At 71.2% G+C, this 16951-nt stretch carries 14 protein-coding genes; 8 read left to right on the top strand and 6 right to left on the bottom strand.

Annotated features, from left to right (window positions below; all coding sequences use genetic code 11):
- Positions 1 to 374 precede the first annotated feature (374 nt).
- Positions 375 to 749 (top strand): BlaI/MecI/CopY family transcriptional regulator, encoded by a 375-nt coding sequence (locus D456_RS0105435; RefSeq protein ID WP_017575148.1) that lies wholly within the window; start codon positions 375 to 377, stop codon positions 747 to 749.
- An 18-nt stretch (positions 750 to 767) separates the two neighbouring features.
- Here D456_RS0105435 and D456_RS0105430 read toward each other — a convergent pair whose 3' ends face one another.
- A complete protein-coding gene (locus D456_RS0105430) occupies positions 768 to 2003 on the bottom strand; it encodes an MFS transporter (protein ID WP_017575147.1) in 1236 nt (411 codons plus the stop codon).
- Between the two features lie 100 nt (positions 2004 to 2103).
- Positions 2104 to 3183, bottom strand: a complete 1080-nt coding sequence (locus D456_RS0105425) for a suppressor of fused domain protein (protein ID WP_017575146.1) — start codon at positions 3181 to 3183, stop codon at positions 2104 to 2106.
- A 202-nt stretch (positions 3184 to 3385) separates the two neighbouring features.
- On the opposite strand from D456_RS0105425, the gene rlmN reads away from it, so the two are divergent.
- Together rlmN and D456_RS0105415 are read left to right on the top strand one after the other, a co-directional pair.
- Entirely contained in the window at positions 3386 to 4483 is a 1098-nt protein-coding gene (gene rlmN / locus D456_RS0105420; protein ID WP_017575145.1) for a 23S rRNA (adenine(2503)-C(2))-methyltransferase RlmN, read from the top strand.
- A 7-nt stretch (positions 4484 to 4490) separates the two neighbouring features.
- Positions 4491 to 4961, top strand: coding sequence for a hypothetical protein (locus D456_RS0105415; protein WP_017575144.1), 471 nt, complete (start codon positions 4491 to 4493; stop codon positions 4959 to 4961).
- Positions 4962 to 5197: 236 nt separating this feature from the next.
- On the opposite strand, the gene D456_RS0105410 is transcribed toward D456_RS0105415, so the two are convergent.
- The 3 genes from D456_RS0105410 to D456_RS23690 are packed head-to-tail and all read right to left on the bottom strand — an operon-like array spanning position 5198 to position 8427.
- Positions 5198 to 6796 carry an ABC transporter permease gene (locus D456_RS0105410; protein ID WP_017575143.1) on the bottom strand — a complete coding sequence of 533 codons (1599 nt, stop codon included), beginning with the start codon at positions 6794 to 6796 and terminating at the stop codon, positions 5198 to 5200.
- Positions 6793 to 7734 (bottom strand): ABC transporter ATP-binding protein, encoded by a 942-nt coding sequence (locus tag D456_RS0105405; RefSeq protein WP_017575142.1) that lies wholly within the window; start codon positions 7732 to 7734, stop codon positions 6793 to 6795. The genes D456_RS0105410 and D456_RS0105405 overlap by 4 nt, the downstream gene beginning before the upstream one ends.
- Before the next feature lie 18 nt (positions 7735 to 7752).
- Entirely contained in the window at positions 7753 to 8427 is a 675-nt protein-coding gene (locus D456_RS23690) for a TetR/AcrR family transcriptional regulator (RefSeq protein WP_051049411.1), read from the bottom strand.
- A gap of 136 nt (positions 8428 to 8563) precedes the next feature.
- Here D456_RS23690 and D456_RS0105395 point away from each other — a divergent pair, with 136 nt between their 5' ends.
- Positions 8564 to 9373, top strand: a complete 810-nt coding sequence (locus D456_RS0105395) for a carbon-nitrogen hydrolase family protein (RefSeq protein WP_017575140.1) — start codon at positions 8564 to 8566, stop codon at positions 9371 to 9373.
- Between the two features lie 242 nt (positions 9374 to 9615).
- Positions 9616 to 9861 (top strand): hypothetical protein, encoded by a 246-nt coding sequence (locus tag D456_RS0105390; RefSeq protein WP_017575139.1) that lies wholly within the window; start codon positions 9616 to 9618, stop codon positions 9859 to 9861.
- Positions 9862 to 10251: 390 nt separating this feature from the next.
- Here D456_RS0105390 and D456_RS0105385 read toward each other — a convergent pair whose 3' ends face one another.
- Positions 10252 to 11544, bottom strand: a complete 1293-nt coding sequence (locus tag D456_RS0105385; RefSeq protein ID WP_026115593.1) for an aspartate aminotransferase family protein — start codon at positions 11542 to 11544, stop codon at positions 10252 to 10254.
- 224 nt (positions 11545 to 11768) lie between these two features.
- Here D456_RS0105385 and D456_RS0105380 point away from each other — a divergent pair, with 224 nt between their 5' ends.
- From D456_RS0105380 to D456_RS0105370, 3 genes are all read left to right on the top strand, one after another.
- A complete protein-coding gene (locus tag D456_RS0105380; RefSeq protein ID WP_026115592.1) occupies positions 11769 to 14759 on the top strand; it encodes an AAA domain-containing protein in 2991 nt (996 codons plus the stop codon).
- Between the two features lie 90 nt (positions 14760 to 14849).
- A complete protein-coding gene (locus tag D456_RS0105375) occupies positions 14850 to 15734 on the top strand; it encodes an Fpg/Nei family DNA glycosylase (protein WP_017575136.1) in 885 nt (294 codons plus the stop codon).
- A gap of 97 nt (positions 15735 to 15831) precedes the next feature.
- The gene (locus tag D456_RS0105370; protein ID WP_026115591.1) at positions 15832 to 16854 is read left to right on the top strand and encodes a LacI family DNA-binding transcriptional regulator; all 1023 of its coding nucleotides are present in this window, start codon (positions 15832 to 15834) and stop codon (positions 16852 to 16854) included.
- The last annotated feature ends 97 nt before the right edge of the window (positions 16855 to 16951 follow it).

Genomic DNA, 16951 nt, shown 5'->3' with positions numbered 1-16951 from the left:
GGAACGCAGTGGTTGATGAAACTAGGAGATAGCTAACAATCTTTCACAGCCTTGAGCACGCTTCGGGGTGGCTTGAGCACGCTGCGCTGTTCATTTGGGTTTTTTGTCGGTTTTGTCGAGTGTGAAATCGTGTGAAGAACCTGTCCGCGACCGGCCACAGAGGGCGCCGCCAAGGGTGCGGGGTCACACTCCACGCCCTTGCGCGTGTGTTCACAGCAACCGAAGGCACCGAGCGCCGAACAGTGGCGAAACACCGGCCGTGCACGCCGAATCCGCGCGGATCTGTGTGCCCTTCCGCGTTTACCCGCGCCGGGGCTGCCGCCCTGCCTACGATCACCGTACGAGGACCGTACGTGGAAGCGGGTGGGAAACCCATGCGGGGGTTGGGGGAGCTCGAAGCAGCCATCATGGACGCGCTCTGGCAGGCAGAGGGGCCGATGTCCGTGCGCCGGGTCCGCGAGACCATGGTCTACGACCGGGACATCGCCTACACGACCGTGATGACGGTCGCCAACATCCTCTTCCACAAGGGTCTGCTCGACCGTGAGAAGGTCGGCCGGGCCTGGCTGTACTGGGCCCGGGAGAGCCACGCCGAGTACACCGCACGGGTCATGGACGAAGTGCTCAACACCGGGCCCGACCCCGGTTCCACCCTGCGCAGTTTCGTGGAGCGCTTCAGCGACGAGGACATGCTCCGGTTCCAACGCCTCATCTGCCAGGTCCGAGACCGCCGAAACATCCCCGGCTGATCCGGGGCCGTCCCGGCCTCACGCCCGCCGCAACGCCCGCACACCCGGTACCGCGACCGCCGCGAGCGTGGCCGACAAGGTCGAACACGCCACCAGCAGCAACGCACGGTCGGGACCCACACCCTCCGCCACCGGAGCCACCGCGATCTGCCCCAGCGGCATCGCCACGAACGAGCCGAACGCGTCGTAGGAGTAGACCCGCGACAGGCGTTCCTGCGGGACGTTCTCCTGCACCGACACCTCCCAAGCCACGATGAACTGGTCCACCGCGACCCCGGCCACGAACATCGCCGCGAACAACAACGGCAGCGGCGACGGCCCCATCAGGGCGAAGAACGGGACCGTCTGCACCGACACCAGGGCGACCCCGTACAGCAGAGCACGCCGGGGCTGCCACCGCGCCGCCAACACCCCGCCGGTCAACAGCCCCACGCTGTTGACCGCCATCAACAGACCCCACGTGGTACGTCCGAAGGTCTCGTCGGCGATCCCCGGCCCGAGCACCGTCGTGGCTGCCGCCCACCCGGCGTTGACCACCATGAACTGGAGCACGACCACCCACACCCAGGTACGTGCGGTGAACTCCCCCCAGCCCTCCCGCAGGTCGCTCAGCACGCTCGTGCGCTCCACCGGACCGCCCTGCTCGGACACCCGCAGGAACAGGAAGGCCACACCCGCCGCCGCGAACATCGACGCGTCCACCGCGATGGCCCACCCCGCCCCGGCCGCACCGACCACGACCCCACCGATCGACATCCCCGAGAGGTTGCCCGCGTGCTTGGCCACCCCGATCAGAGCGTTGGCCTGCCGCAACAGGTGCCGGGGCACGGTCTGCGGTGTCGACGCCGCCGCAGCGGGCAGGTTCGCCGCAGCAGCGGCCCCGTTGACCAGACTCAGCACGACCATCAGGGGAAGGGACGCCCGGCCCGTCAGCAACGCCAGGGCCAGAAACCCCTGCGAACCGGCCGCGAGCACACACGCGCCACGCAGCACCAGCGAGCGCGGAAGGCGGTCCGCGACGACACCGCCCAGCAGCAACAGGGACACATTGGCGGCCGAACGCGCGCCCACCACGAGCCCGACCTGCGCCAGCGAGCCGGTCGCGTCCAGGACCGCGAAAGCCAGTGCCACGTGAGCCATGCCGTTGCCGAAGAGCATGAGGGACCGGCCCAGCGCCAACGCACGGAACGGCACGTACGCGAGCGGGGCGGCGACCCCGGACGCGCTCTCGGCCCGGCCTTCCGAGCGTGCCATCGCCCCGCCCTCCCGTCGCTCCCGCCGTCCACGGCCCCGGGAACGATGCCCGCGTGCCGGCCCCCGGGTCAACGGGTTTTCGTGCGCGTACGGGAAGAGGTCAGGCGAGGATCCAGCTGCGGCCCTCGGCGACGAGTTTCTCGACGAGCGTGGCGCTGTCGTGCTCCTTGGCGAACAGGTGCTCGGGGCGGGTGATGGGCACCATCCAGAGCCAGTGCACCGGATCCCCCTGGAAACTCAGCCCCGCGAGGTCCGGCGGGGGAGCCCCGCCCGTCAGCATGGTCGGGTCGGACAACAACAGGACTGCGCCGGCGCCGCCGCGCATCGCACGGTCCTCCGCGTTGTCCAGCCACTTCACGGTGTGCCCGTGCCCGAACCACGTCACCGCTCGCCACGGGAACGCACCGATCCACCGGAAGATCCGCGCTGCCTGATGGGCAGGCATCGTCGTGGCCAGGGCCAGCTCCACGCGTGCGTACTCGGAGGTGTCGGCCATGTACCGGTCCAGCGTCGGCATACGCTGCCCGCACATACCCACCGTGGACAGGATCGTGTACGGGCGTTCGGCCGTGGCCGGCCGTTCGGACACACGCAGCAGCGGAGGATGGCCGTCGGAGACGTCCCAGTAGTGCCCGGGGTCGCCCGCGTGCCGATCGAGGTGGCTCAGCACGGTGCGCTGCACGCTCCGCCACGCCCCCGAGGCCCGGCGCCAGTCCCAGTAGGCCTCGGCGTGCACCACCCGGGGCCACAGCTGCTCGCGCACCGAGTCCAGTTCCCACGCGTACGGACTGCGGCCGATCGCCTCACGCGCGTACCCGGGGAGTCCGCTGTCGGCCTCGGCCCACCCGGGGATGACCGCGAGCAGCCCTTCCTCGTCGACCAGTGCCACCCCGTCGCCTTCCTCGAACCACACCGCACGCAGGCAGGAAGGGTCGAAACGGGGACGGCCCGGCGGGTGTTTGGTGTGGGCCTCGGGCATCAGCGGTGCCCGGCCCTCGAAGAGGCCTCCGGACTCGTCGGTCGCGGGCGCCATCTCGTGGTTGGCCAGCCAGACGGGCACGCGGATGCGCCCGCGCGCGTCCAGGAGGTAGGCGGCGGTGGTGTGGGAATCGCACTCCACGACGACCCGGCGGCTCTGGTACGGGCTGATCTCGTCGAGAAGGACGTCGATCCCTGTCACCGGCCCTCCCACGTGCCGCTCCCGTGTTGTCCGACCAACAGCGACGAAACCCGGCGGGTGTCGTCCGCGCAGTGCGTAGAATCGACGGTAGTGCCCCGACAGGCGGAGCCACACTTCGACCGCGTATAGGTCGTATAACGACCCGAACCGCCGCTGCTTCGCGCCGGGCCCCGACCATCGACTCCATCTTCTACGGATTCCTATGCCCGCCGAGCTCACCTTTGCCGCCCCCCGCCGTGCCAAGCCGCCCCGGCACCTGGCCGACCTCAGCCCCCAAGAGCGGGCCGAGACCGTCCGTGACCTGGGTGAGAAGCCCTTCCGCGCCAAACAGCTCGCCAAGCACTACTTCGGTGGGTTCGAGTCCGACACCGAGCAGATGACCGACCTGCCGGCCGACTCGCGCGAGGCGCTGGGCGAGGCCCTGCTCCCCACCCTGCTCACGCCGGTCCGGCACGTGACCACGGACAACGGCATGACCCGGAAAACCCTGTGGAAGGCGTTCGACGGGGTGATGTTCGAGTCGGTGCTCATGCGCTACCCCGACCGCGTCACCCTGTGCATCTCCTCACAGGCCGGGTGCGGGATGAACTGCCCGTTCTGCGCCACCGGCCAGGCCGGTCTGACCCGCAACCTCTCCACGGGAGAGATCGTCGACCAGGTCGTGGCCAGCGCCCGCGACCTGGCGCGTGGCGACGTCGCCGGCGGCCCCGGCCGTATCAGCAACATCGTGTTCATGGGCATGGGCGAGCCCCTGGCCAACTACAAGCGCGTGCTGCAGACCGTGCGACGGATGACCGACCCGGTCCCTGAGGGCATGGGCATCTCCCAACGCGGAGTGACCGTCTCCACGGTCGGCCTGGTTCCGGCGATCAACAAGCTCATCGACGAGAAGATGCAGGTGCGCCTGGCGATCTCCCTGCACGCCCCCGACGACGAGCTGCGCGACGAGCTGGTGCCGGTCAACACCCGTTGGAAGGTCGACGAGGTCCTGGAAGCCGCGTGGCGCTACGCGGGCACCACCGGCCGCAGGGTCTCCATCGAGTACGCGCTCATCAAGGACATCAACGATCAGGCCTGGCGCGCCGACATGCTCGGTGAGCTCCTCAAGGGCCACTTGGTGCACGTCAACCTCATCCCGCTCAACCCCACCCCGGGGTCGAAGTGGACGGCCTCCCGGCCCGAGGACGAGGCGGAGTTCGTGCGGCGTCTGAAGTCGCACGGTGTCCCGGTCACCATCCGCGACACCCGTGGACAGGAGATCGACGGCGCCTGCGGTCAGCTCGCCGCGGCCGAGGACTGATCCCTCCGTGGTCGAGACCGGGCTGGCCTTCCTCGTCGCGACGGCGTCCGGCCTGCTCCCGGTCATCAACATCGAGCTGTACCTGCTGGGCGCCGTCGTCACGGTGGACGACGGCGCCCTCCTCGCGATGGCTCTCGCCGCGGGCGTGGGCCAGACCCTGGGCAAACTGCCCTACTACTACGTGGGCCGGGGCACGCTCGCGCTGCCGTGGTTCCAGCGGCGGGCCCGCACGCCCGGCAAGTGGGCCGCGCGTGCCGAGCAGTGGCGTGCCCGGGCGGAGGAACGCCCGCTCTGGGGGATGGGGTTGCTGGGCGTGAGCTCCCTGGTGAGCGTGCCGCCGTTCATGGTGGTTGCGGTGCTGGCCGGGGTCGTACGGATCGGCCCGGCCTGGTTCTGCACCATCACCTTCCTCACCCGTACCGCACGATTCCTCGTGGTGGTCCTCGCGCCCGCCTGGACCCTGTCGCTGTTGCCCTGACCGGGGCGTTCGTGGACGCCTGGCCAGGAAGGAAGGTTCCCTGCGGCGCCGGGGCGGTGGGTTCACCGGGGGCGGGGATTCAGCCCGGTCGGGTCCGTGCTCCCCTGAACCAGAGCCCCGCCCCCTCCCACCGATCGGGCGGGAGCACGTCGCCGGCCCTCCGCCACGGTAGGTGTCCGCCTCCGTGCGCCGGTGCCCGCCAAGGGCGGGGCCGGGTACCACCCGGCCCCGCGGGCTCAGTCGGTGGCAAGGTCGCGGCGGCCGAACCCGGCGAGACCGGCGGCACCGGCCAGGAGAACCACGGCCAGGTAGAGGAGGAAGGGCACAGCCTCGGCCTCCTCCCCGGGCGGTGCGGGCAGGATCTCGAACGCGCTCGCGTCCATGACCGCCTCGGGCACGCCCAGCAGGGCACCGAGCATGGTCATGAACACGCTGTAGCCCAGCCACACCCACACGAGCGGGACCAGGCGCGGCGCCGTACCGAACAGCAGCGCCACCAGTGCCCCGAAGACCAGTGCCGCGGGCAGCCCGGCCAGGGTCGCCCCGGTCATCCTCCCGATCCACGCACCGTCCTCCAGCGTCACGGCAGTGCCCAGGCCCAGACCGAGGCCGCCCAGCGCGGTGGTCAGCACCGTCGCCAGCACCGCCACGATCAACGCGGATCCCAGCCACCGCACGCGTCCCACAGCGGTGGCCAGTACCAGCTCGGCCCGCCCGGCACTCTCCTCCGAGCGGGCACGCAGCACCGACAGCGCGCTGAGGGCGCCGGTGCCCATGAGCGCGTACAGCCCGATGGTGCCGAGGAACCCGCCGACGAGGTCCTCGGTGTCGTCGCCCAGGAACGCGGCCAGGTCCGGGTTGGTCTCGACCATGGACTCCACCTCCGGGGCCAAGGAGCCGAAGGCGAACGTGAGCACGAACACCCCCGCCGACCACGCGAACACCATGCCGCGTTGCTGCCGAAGGTGCAGGGCGAGAATCCCGCGCAGCAGCGGCCCGGCCCCGCTCGGCCCGGGACGGGCCGCGATCAGGCCCGCACCCAGGTCACGCCGTCCGGCAAGGACGTGAGCGAGCACGAAGAGCACCACGGCGGCGACCGGGTACAGCGCCAGCGGCCACCATTCGAGCGCGTCGAAGGGGCGGGCCTGCTGCACCCAGGCGAACGGTGAGAGCCACGAGAGCGCGTTGCCCCCGGTCCGGGCGATGTCGCCGACCACACGGGCCATGAAGAGCACCCCGACCACGAGGAAGGCCGTGCCGGCCGCCGTCCGCCCGTGTTCGAAGATCTGCGTGCACACAGCGGTGATTGCGGCGAAGACGATCCCGGCCAGTCCGAGCCCCACCCCGTAGGCGAGGGAATCGGCGGTCGGGAGCCCGAAGAAGATCAACGAGACGGAGGTCGACACGCCGATCAGCAGGTCGACCAGGGCCGCGGTGGCCAGCGCCGCCGCGGGTTGGGCGCCCGGCCCCACGGGGGCGGCGCGCAACAGCTCGGCGCGGCCGTTCTCCTCCTCCGCCCGGGTGTGGCGCACCACGTGCAGCACGTTGAGCACAGCGAGCGCGATGAGCACCGTCATGGTCAGCTCGTTCACCAGCATCGGGCCGAGCTGGTAGTCCTCCAGGCCGTAGCCGGGGCCGCCGAAGACGATGCCGGTCGGGGTCTCCATGAGTGCGGCACGGGACTGGCGTTCGGCGTCGGTGGTGAACATGTCGTCGAGGGCAGGGACGGACGCGGCGACCATGCCCACCAGCGCCAACACCCACACCGACAGGCGCAGTCGGTCGCGCCGCAGCATGAATCGGACCAGGGTCCCGGTTCCGGTGAGGGCGTTCATGCCGCTTCGCCTCCCTTCCCGTTCTCCGCCTCGGCCCGGGCGTCGCCGTAGTGGCGCATGAAGAGCTGCTCCAGTGACGGCGGGTTGCTCACCAGCGAGCGCACGCCCAGCGAGGACAGGTGCCGCACGATGCCGTCGAGGTGCTCGTGGTCGGCCTCGAGCGTGACCCGGTCACCGTCCACCACCAGGTCGTGCACCCCGGCGACCCCCTCCAGACCGTGCGGGTCGCCGTCGACGGTGGCGCGGACCGAGGAACGGGTCAGGTGCCGCAGCTCGTCGAGTGTGCCCTCCTCGACCGTGCGCCCCTGCCGGATGATGGTGACGGTGTCGCACAGTTTCTCCACCTCCGACAGGATGTGGCTGGACAGCAGCACCGTGCGCCCCTCCGCCTTGGCCTCCAGCACGCACTCGGTGAAGACCGCCTCCATGAGCGGGTCGAGACCCGAGGTGGGCTCGTCCAGGATCAGCAGCTCCGCACGGGAGGCCAGCGCCGCCACCAGGGCGACCTTCTGCCGGTTGCCCTTGGAGTAGGTACGGGCCTTCTTGCCGGGGTCCAGTTCGAAACGTTCGGTGAAGGCGCGGACCCGGTCGCGCTCCAGGCCACCGCGCAGGCGCCCCAACAGGTCGATCGCCTGCCCGCCGCTGAGGTTGGGCCACAGGGACACGTCGCCGGGCACGTAGGCCAGGCGCTTGTGCAGCTGTACCGCCTCGCGCCAGGGGTCGCCGCCGAGTAGGCTCACTCGTCCCGCATCGGCACGCAGCAGTCCCAGAAGAATGCGGATGGTCGTCGACTTGCCCGAACCGTTGGGACCGAGGAAACCGGCGACCTGTCCGGTGTGCACGGTGAGATCGAGGCCGTCCAGTGCTCGGGAACGGCCGAAGTTCTTGTCGACCCCGCGTACGTCGACGGCGTTCTGTTCGGTCATGGGTGTGGACATGGGACTCCGTTCGGGTCGTCAGCCAGTGCCCGCCCCGGCCCCGCCGCCGGTGTCCCCGGTCCCGCCCTCGCGGGGGGTGCAGGTGTCCAGGAGCGTGCGGTCGGTGAACACGGGTTCGGTGTAACTCTCCAGCGCTGGGAACATGTACTCCGCGATCCACTCCTGTACCACTCGTCGGAAATCGGGGGTGTGCCCGGGGTGGTGCAGTGTGGTGTGCAGCATCAGTGAGCCGAGGCTGCTCGAAGTCAGGTAGCGGGCGCGCGCGGCCGGGGCGCGGCTGGGCGCGATGGTCCCGGCCTCCTCTCCCACGGCCAGGAAACGCTCCACGTCCTCGACCGTCAACTCGAAGAGGTCGGCGGCCAGGGCACCGCCGGACTGCAGCGAACGCACCACGTACCCGAGCACGGACGCGTACTGTTCGACCTCCGCCAGTTGCTGGAGCATGGAGGTTCCGGAGAACCCCTCCACCGTCTCCGTCTTGATCCCGGCGATGAAGCGGCGTACGTGGGCGTCGCACTCGCCGCGCAGCCGTGCCTTGCTCCCGAAGTGGTGGATGATCAGGCCCGGGGAGACCCCGGCGTGTTCGGAGATGGCACGGACCGACACCGAGAACCCCTCCCGGGCGAAACAGTCGACGGCCGCCTGTCGGATACGTGCCTTGGTGGTGAGGTCGTCCTTCGACCCTGAATGCATGTTCAATACGCTAAACGCGTGTTCAGCTTGCTGGCAAGGGACTGGGCTCCGCCGAACCGGCCCGGAGCGGGACACGGCCGTACACTCGGGCACGGCGCCCCCGGGGCGCCTCCGATGTCGACGAGGAGAGGGACCGATGACGCAGGTAGCGGTTGCGCAGTTCGCTCCAGGCGAGGACAAGGAGGAGAACGCGCGTTCGGTGGCCGACCTGGCCGCGCGTGCCGCGGCCGAGGGCGCAGAGGTGGTGCTCCTGCCCGAGTACGCGATGTTCACTGCCCCGCGTACGGACCACCGCTACGTCGAGGCCGCCGAACCCTTGGACGGCCCCTTCGTGACGGCGGCGGCCGAGACCGCCCGACGTGAGGGCGTGTACGTGGTCGTGGGTGTGAACGAGGCCGGGGAGGGCGGGGACGCCGCCCGCTTCACCAACACCCTCGTCGCACTCTCGCCGCGAGGGGAACGGGTGGCGCTCTACCGCAAGATCCACCTCTACGACGCCTTCGGGGTACGCGAGTCCGAGGTGGTCACTCCCGGGCCGATCGAGGAGCCGGAGACCTTCACCGTCGGTGGCCTCACCTTCGGCCTGCAGACCTGCTACGACCTCCGTTTCCCCGAGGTGACCAGGCGTATCGCGGCCGCGGGGGCGCACGTGCTGCTCCTGGCCGCGCAGTGGGTGCCCGGTCCCCTGAAGGAGGACCACTGGCGCACCCTGGCCCGTGCGCGTGCGATCGAGAACACGGTCTACGTGGCAGCGGCCGGCCAATCGGCCCCGAGGGGAGCGGGGAACAGCATGGTCATCGACCCGATGGGGACCCCGGTCTCGGCTCTGGGCGAGGAGGCTCCCGCCGTGAGCACGGCGCGGATTTCGGCCAGCAGGGTCGAAGAGGTTCGGGTCATGAACCCGGCTCTGGCACTGCGCCGATTTTCCGTCACTCCGAGCGGGTAGCACGGGTTCTCGGAAGAATCTGCAAAGACAAATCGGGCAAAACGTGCGTCTTTTCCCTGCCCCCTGGGGACTTCCCAGGGTTCATTACTAAGGGTTATGCTTTCCACGCACGGAGTGATTTGGATCGGTCCACACCCTTCCAGGTGTCCAGCGCGCCTGAACGAAAATGAGCCGGTGAATATCGGCCCGCCAGACTGTCCTAAACCACGGGGGGAGCAGGGACATTGCGCGGAACGAGCACGATGTGCGAACCGGACACGGGGTCCGGCGGTGCATCCGACCTCTACGTCTACGACCCGGAGTCGCTGAGCGCGACGCAGTGCACGGGGGATGCCTGCGCCGTCTGCCACGTCCAGTGGCCGCGGCCCCGGACCGCCCTGGGTGTGCTGCCGGACGGAGGCAGGGTCCTGGGCTGCGGCGAATGCGCCGAGCTCATGGGGCTGACACCGCGCTCGCGCGCGAGCGGTGCGCTCACCGCCGCACGTTGACGCCGGCGTGAACCCCGGCCCGCAACAGGGCTGGGAGGCGGTCGCGTCCCGGGCCCCGGGGGAGCCAGGACCCGGGACGCGTCCACCGACACGCTCGCTTCCATGGGGAGGAGGGGAAATGAGCGTGTCTTTCCGGAATGGTCCGTGTGCTGTACACCCCTGGTGAAGGGCGCCCGGGGACAACGATACTGCGTGTTGCCCACCACAGACCCACAGTGAGACGGATTCGGTCGACTTTTCCTGGGACCGTCCTCAGTGGTCTGCAGAAAAGCCCAGGTCAAAGGGGTTCGAGGGGTATGCGTCCGGATCCTCCCACCGGACAGTGACCGCCCCGGGCCCCGACACGGAAACGCACACCCTCCGTGCCGTACACGGTCGAACGGGACTGCTTCAGGGCGCAGCACCGGCGTCGACGGCCCGCACGGTCTCCAGGAGCAGGTCCCGGCCCTCGGCCGCGTCGGCGTCCGACAGCGTCATCGCCGGTGCCATACGCAGCACATTGCCCTTGATGCCGCCCTTTCCCACCAGCAGCCCCCGCTCGCGGGCGGCCTCCAGGGCCTGACCGGCCAACGCGGGGGAAGGCGCTCCCGTCACCGGGTCGGCCATCTCCACAGCGAACATCAGGCCCTTGCCGCGCACGTCCTTGACCGCGGGCAGTTCCCGCAGGGCCAGGAGCCCGTCCAGGATCGTGCTGCCCTGGCGCAGCGCGTTGGACTGCAGATCGTGGTCGAGCACGTACCGCAGGGTCGCGCGGGCCGCAGCGGTGGAGACCGGGTTGCCGCCGAAGGTGGCCACACCCATGGCGGGCAGAGCGTCCATGAGATCGCCGCGCGCGACCACGCCGCCGATCGTGAACCCGTTGCCCAGCCCCTTGGCGAAGGTCATGGCCTCCGGGGTCACGCCGTGGTTGCCGATGCCGAAGAACGACGTGCCCGTGCGGCCCCACCCCGTCTGGACCTCGTCGGAGATCATCAGGATCCCGTGTTCGTCCAGGATCTCCTTGTAGGCGCCCAGGAGACCGTCCGGCGGCATCGCGAACCCGTTCACGCCCTGCACGGGCTCGGCGATCAAGCAGGCCACGTTCGGCGCCGTGGTGTCCAGCACATCGCACAGGTCGGCCACGCACGCGTCGATGTACTCGCGCTCGGTCATGTGCCGGAAAGCAGGAGCGGCGTGGTCGGTGCCGTGCAGGTAGTGCACGTTCAACGGTGACAGCGAGGAGTTCTTCCACGCACTGTTCCCGGTCACCGCCACGGTGCCGAAGGAGCGCCCGTGGTAGCCGCCGCGCAGGGCCAGGACCTCGTCGCTGCCCCTGGCGTACGTGGCCAACAGCAGGGCCGTCTCGTTGGCCTCGGTACCGGAGTTGGTGAAGAAGACCTTCGCGTCGGGGATCCCCGACAGCTCGGCGATCTGCTCGGCGAGTTCGACCTGGTGGCGGATCAGGTAGAGCGTCGAGGTGTGCGCCACCCCTGTGGCCACCTGGGCCTGGACGGCCTCGCGCACCTCGTCGACGCCGTAACCGAGGATGTTGGTCGCGATCCCGGTGAAGAAGTCGAGGTAGGAACGCCCGTCGGCGTCGGTGACGCGGGAACCCTTGCCGCCGGTGATCTCCAGCGGCGACTCGTAGTACAGGGGCATCCAGGAGGGCAGGACCGCGCGGTGGCGGGAGAGAAGTTCCGACATGGTCCCAGTCTCACGCGCAGCCCGGATCTTGGCCAGAACCACCCGGTCGGGACGGACGGTGCAGCCTCCGGGTCGGCCCGCCCGTACGGCGGCCGTCGGCCCCGGCCGAAAAGATCCGGGCCGGTTTTCCCGTTCCCCGGGCCCACGGCCGCGCCTTTGAGGAGAATGGACCGGATCAGGGCCTTGGGTAATCACCTGATCACCCGAGCGGGGCGGGAGCGACTGTGCGGTCACTGCAGGACGAAGAGGCACCCACGGCGGCAGGTGCCGTGGCAGAGCCGGGGGCGGGGCCGATGCCGACCGAACGCTCCGGGGTGGGCACCGCCTCGCTGCGTTGGAAACCCTCCGTGGACCGGACCGGGGTCTGCGCGCTCCTGGCCTACCTGCGCACCTGTGTGCGCCGCGAGGGCGTGCACCACCACCCCGTGCGCGAGGACCACCTCGGCACCGACGTGTGCGCCTGCCTGCCCGCAGGCCCCGAACCCCTCTTCAGCGGCTCGGCGGAGACCCTGTCCACCGGCCCGGACACCTTCCGAGTGGTGCGCCGCGCCCAGAGTTACGGGCAGTCCCTGCGGTACGGCTACCCACTCGTCCTCATCGGCGAGGGCGAGGACCGGGCCGCTCTGCCGCTGCTCACCGTGGACGTGCAGAGCACCGACGATCCCGGGTCCGCCGTCCGCTCAGCCACGCCCGGCGCCCGGGTGCGCGCCGTCGGGCCACCCGACCTCAACGCCGCCCTCCTGGCCCGGATCGGCCTCACCGACCCCGACGACCTCTTCGAACTCCGCGCCCGCCTACGCGGTGGAGGCCCCCGCGACGCGCGCCGCCCCGCCGCCGTCGGCGACCTGGCGGCCAAGATCCGCGCCCTGCTGGCTCACCTGGAGATCGAACGCGTCGACGACCTCGTCCCCGGGGCCACCCGGGGCTGCCCCCGGGGGTCGGCCACCGGAGCGCACAACGTCGCCGTCCTCTTCCGTGCCGGTCCCGAGGAACACCCCGCCGACCACGGCTGCGGCCCCGGAGGCGTCACCGGCCTGCTCGACGACCTCGACCACACCGACGAACACGGCCTCGACCCCGAGCGGGTCGGCGGTACCGCCCTGGAAGCCCTCGTCGGCCCCCCGGCCACCGAGAACGGCAGGACCGTCGGCGGCGACATCGTGCCCGTCAGCGCCGCCCCGCTCCGACAGGACCAGTACGATCTCGTGAGCTCGGCCATGCGCGAGCAACTCACCGTCGCCCTCGCCCCGCCCGGGACCGGCGACGACACCGCCGTGGACACCCTCGTCCGCACGGCCGTCACCCACGGCCAGCGGGTCCTGGTCTGCGCCCACACCGACGCCGAACTCGACCGGCTCCTGCGCCGAGCGGAGACCGACACCGACCACCCGGTCGTCCGGGTCGGGCGAAGCGCCCACCGCGGAGCCGAGGCCGGCCTGCTCACCCGGCTGCTCGCCGAGAACCGCGGGCCCCGCTCCACCCCCGCCCGGGGAGAGGCCGCCACCTGTTGGGGCACGCTCACCACCCAGTGGGAACGGGTCCGCCGTGCCTGGAACGCCATGGACACCATGGCTTCCGGCGGCCACGAACTCGCCCGGCTGGCCGAGGAACGCGCCCGCCACGTCGAACGCGGCTGGGACCCCGACACCCTCTTCACCCCCGAGCGAGGCGGCCCCGACCACTGGCTCGACCGTGTCCGGCGTGCCCGGGGCGGTGGGCTCCGCTCCCGACGCCACCGCGCCCTGATCCGACGCGAACTCGGTGTCCGGACCGACCCCGAGTCCCTCGCCCGGCTGCGCGAGCTCGCCCTTCTGGAGAGCCGTTGGCGCGCTGCCGTCGACAGGCGCACCCGCTGCGCTCCCCTGGGAGAACTCACCACCGACCTCGCCGAGGCCGTCGACCAGCACCGCCGCGCCGGCCAGGACTGCCTGACCACCGTCGCCGAGGCCCGCCTGCGCCGCGGACGCAGCGCCGTGGAGAACCGTCTGGAGACCCTCAACTGGTACCGCGGTGACGACCGGCCCGGCCTGTCCACGCTCATGGACACTCTGCCTGCGTGGGCCTGCCGCACCGACCACGTGCGCTCCCTGCCGCTGCGGGCCGGCCTCTTCGACCTGGTCGTGGTCCTGGGTGCTGAACGTACCCGCGTGTGCGAGGCCGTTCCCGCGCTCTACCGTGCCGCCCGTGCCGTCGTGCTCGGCGACCCCGCCCACCCCGGGCCGCACACCGCGCTGGAACCGGAGGAGGAACGCCGCGCCCTCACCGCGTCCGGTGTCTCCGGCGACCGGCTCGACGAACACGGGCTGCGCTACGGCGAGGGTTCGGCCCTGACCGCCGCCGCCAAGGCCGCCCCGCCACCCGTGTGGCTGACCGAGCAGTGGGATGCACCGCCACACCTGGCACGGATCGCCTCCCGCCACTGTTACGGCGGACGCCTGCACGCACGCACCGTCCCCGAGCCCGCCCGGGGGCCCTCCTACGAGTGGCGTGAGGCCCCCGGCACGTGCGAAGCGGCCCCCGGCGCCTCCTACGTCAACCGTGAGGAGGCCTACCGGGCCGCGGTCGTGGTCAGTGAGCTCGACGCCGATCTCCCGCCCGGGGAGAGCATCGCCGTCGTGGCCCCCACCCAGCCGCAGACCGTCCTGTTGCGGCGCCTGCTGCTGCGCCGCCCGGCCCGCCGGGAGATCCGCGTGGGCGGCCCCGATCTGCTCACCGAACACGATGCGGACGTCACGGTGCTCTCCCCGGTCCTGACCGAGGACGCGCCCAGTGCTGCCGAACGTCGCGTACGGCGCATGACCCACCTGTGGTCGGCGGTGCTCACCCGCACCCGCCGCCGTCTGGTCGTCGTGGGCGACCGGCGCCACTGGTCCGTCGGGGACGGGCCCCTGAGCGAGCTCGCCGGCGGCAGGGGGACACCGGTGGTGCCCGACACCGCCGTGGCCGTGCTCGCCGAGGCGCTGCGTGCCGCAGGGACCCGCGTCAGTCTGTGCCAGGAGGCCGACGACCGGTGCGCCGACCTCGTCGTCCGGTTCGGGGCCCGCCGCTTGCGCCTGCTGCTGGACCGCGAACCGGACGGCGCCGCCCTGCGCCACCTCATGGCCCGCGGCGAGCACCTCAACCGCACCAGCGGTGATCCCGTGGTGGTCGTACCCGCCTGGCGCTGCATCGCCGACCGCAGGGGACTGGTCGCGGAGATCCTCTCCGCCCACTGAGGCCGGTCGGCCCGTGCGCCCCGTTTACCCTGGATGTTCCGGCATGCGGCCCTTCAGCGGCCGTCGTGGGACGGAAGGAGAGGAGAACGGGTGCCTGAGGGCCACACGCTGCACCGCCTCGCGGAGCACTTCGACAAGACCTTCGGCGGGGGAGCAGTACGGGTGTCCAGTCCCCAGGGCCGTTTCACCGACGGCGCCGCGCTCGTCGACGGCCGTGTGCTGACCGAGAGCGAGGCCCACGGCAAACACCTCTTCCTCGGCTTCGACTCCGGCGCGTGGCTGCGGGTGCACCTGGGCCTGTACGGCGCCTGGACCTTCGGTGACGCCGACGGGGAACGCCATCTGGGCGCGCCCCGGGCCGAGGGCGCCTCCCGGGTCGACCTGACCCGCGACCCCGACGGTTTTGCCGTACCGCCCGCCCCCGTGGGGGCCGTCCGTGCCCGCATGGTCAACGCGTCCGGGTGGGCGGACCTGCGCGGCCCCTCGGCCTGTGAGGTCGTCACCGAGGAGGAGAAACAGGCCGTGCAGGACAAGCTCGGCCCCGACCCCCTGCGCACCGACGCCGAACCCGAGCGGGCCTGGGAACGCGTGAAGCGGTCGCGCACCACCGTGGCGGCCCTGCTCATGCGACAGGACATCGTGGCCGGGATCGGCAACATCTACCGCGCAGAGTCGCTGTTCCGGGCCGGCATCGACCCCATGACCCCCGGCCGCGAGTTGACCCGTGAGCAGTGGGAGGAGCTGTGGGAGGACCTGTGCGGCCTCCTGCGCGACGGCGTCCGGGACGGCTGCATCATCACCACCCGTCCCGAGGACCGCCCCGATCCCGGCGCCCTCCCCGTCCCCAGGCCCGACACCCTGTACGTGTGTTATCGCACCGGTGACCCCTGCCGGGTCTGCTCCTCGCCGGTCGCGGCGACCGCACTGGCCGGCCGCACCCTCTACTGGTGCCCGGGCTGCCAGCCCGCGCGCTGAGCAGTCCGTCGGATCGGATACCGGTCGGGAGAGCCGTGTGTAGAATTCCCAGCCGTGGGCTGAACCGGTTCAGGAGGTGGGAATGGTGGGAGCTCTCATGCGGCGGCCGACGATCGTCGACATCGCCAAGGCCGCCGGGGTGTCCAAGGGCGCCGTCTCCTACGCGCTCAACGGTCGCCCGGGGGTCTCCGACCGGACCCGTGAGCGCATCCTCACGATCGCGCGCGATCTGGGTTGGGTCCCCAACGGGCCGGCCCGCGCACTGGCCCCCGGCGGCCTCGTCGGCGCGGTCGGTATGGTCGTGGACCGTCCCGCCAGTGAGCTGGGCGCCGAACCGTTCTTCACCCGCCTGGTCTCGGGGATCGAGGCCGAACTGACCGGCTCCGGCGTGGACCTGCTCCTCCAGGTGACCGCGGACGTGGAGTCCGAGGCCGCCGCCTATCGGCGCTGGGCCGCAGAGCGGCGTGTCGACGGGGTCGTGGTCGTGGACCTGCGCGAGAGCGACTACCGTACGGAGCTGGTGCGTGAGCTCCCCCTGCCCGCGGTGGTCCTGGGCGGTCCCGAGGGCGCCGACGGGCTGCCGTGCCTGTGGACCGACGACGCCGCCGTGATGCACGAGGTCGTGCACTACCTCGCGGCACTCGGGCACCGGAACGCGGTGCAGGTGGCCGGGCCGGAGTGCTTCCGGCACACGGGGGCGCGTGCGGCGGCCTTCGCCGAGGCGGCCCGGGAGGCGGGGCTGAAGAGCGCGGCCACGGTCCACGCCGATTACACCGGTGACGAGGGTACCCGGGTGACCCGGCGCCTGCTCGCGCACCGGGACCGCCCCACGGCGCTGGTCTACGACAACGACCTCATGGCTGTGGCCGGACTCGGGGTGGCAGCGGAGATGGGGATCCCCGTTCCCGACGAGCTCTCCATCGTGGCCTGGGACGACTCGGTCCTGTGCCGCCTGGTGCGCCCCTCGCTCACAGCCGTGTCCCGGGACGTGGAGGCCAACGGGGCCCAGGTCGCCCGGATGCTCACCAGACTGGTGGCGGGGGAACCGGTGCACGCCGTCGAGAGCACACGCGGCGAGTTGGTGCCGCGCGACAGCACGGGGCCGCTCACGGAGAGCTGACCCCGCCCGTGTGCTCCGGAACGAAGTCCCGCGTCACAAGCGAGTAACAGGCAGAGGTCGGGGATTGACGCCCTTCGAGCCCCCGTGTTGTCGTTGA

The sequence above is a fragment of the Nocardiopsis kunsanensis DSM 44524 genome, from assembly GCF_000340965.1.
Classification (GTDB): Bacteria; Actinomycetota; Actinomycetes; order Streptosporangiales; family Streptosporangiaceae; genus Nocardiopsis; species Nocardiopsis kunsanensis.
Note: the sequence above shows the minus strand (reverse complement) of the source record. Positions and strands in the feature narration are given on the sequence as shown.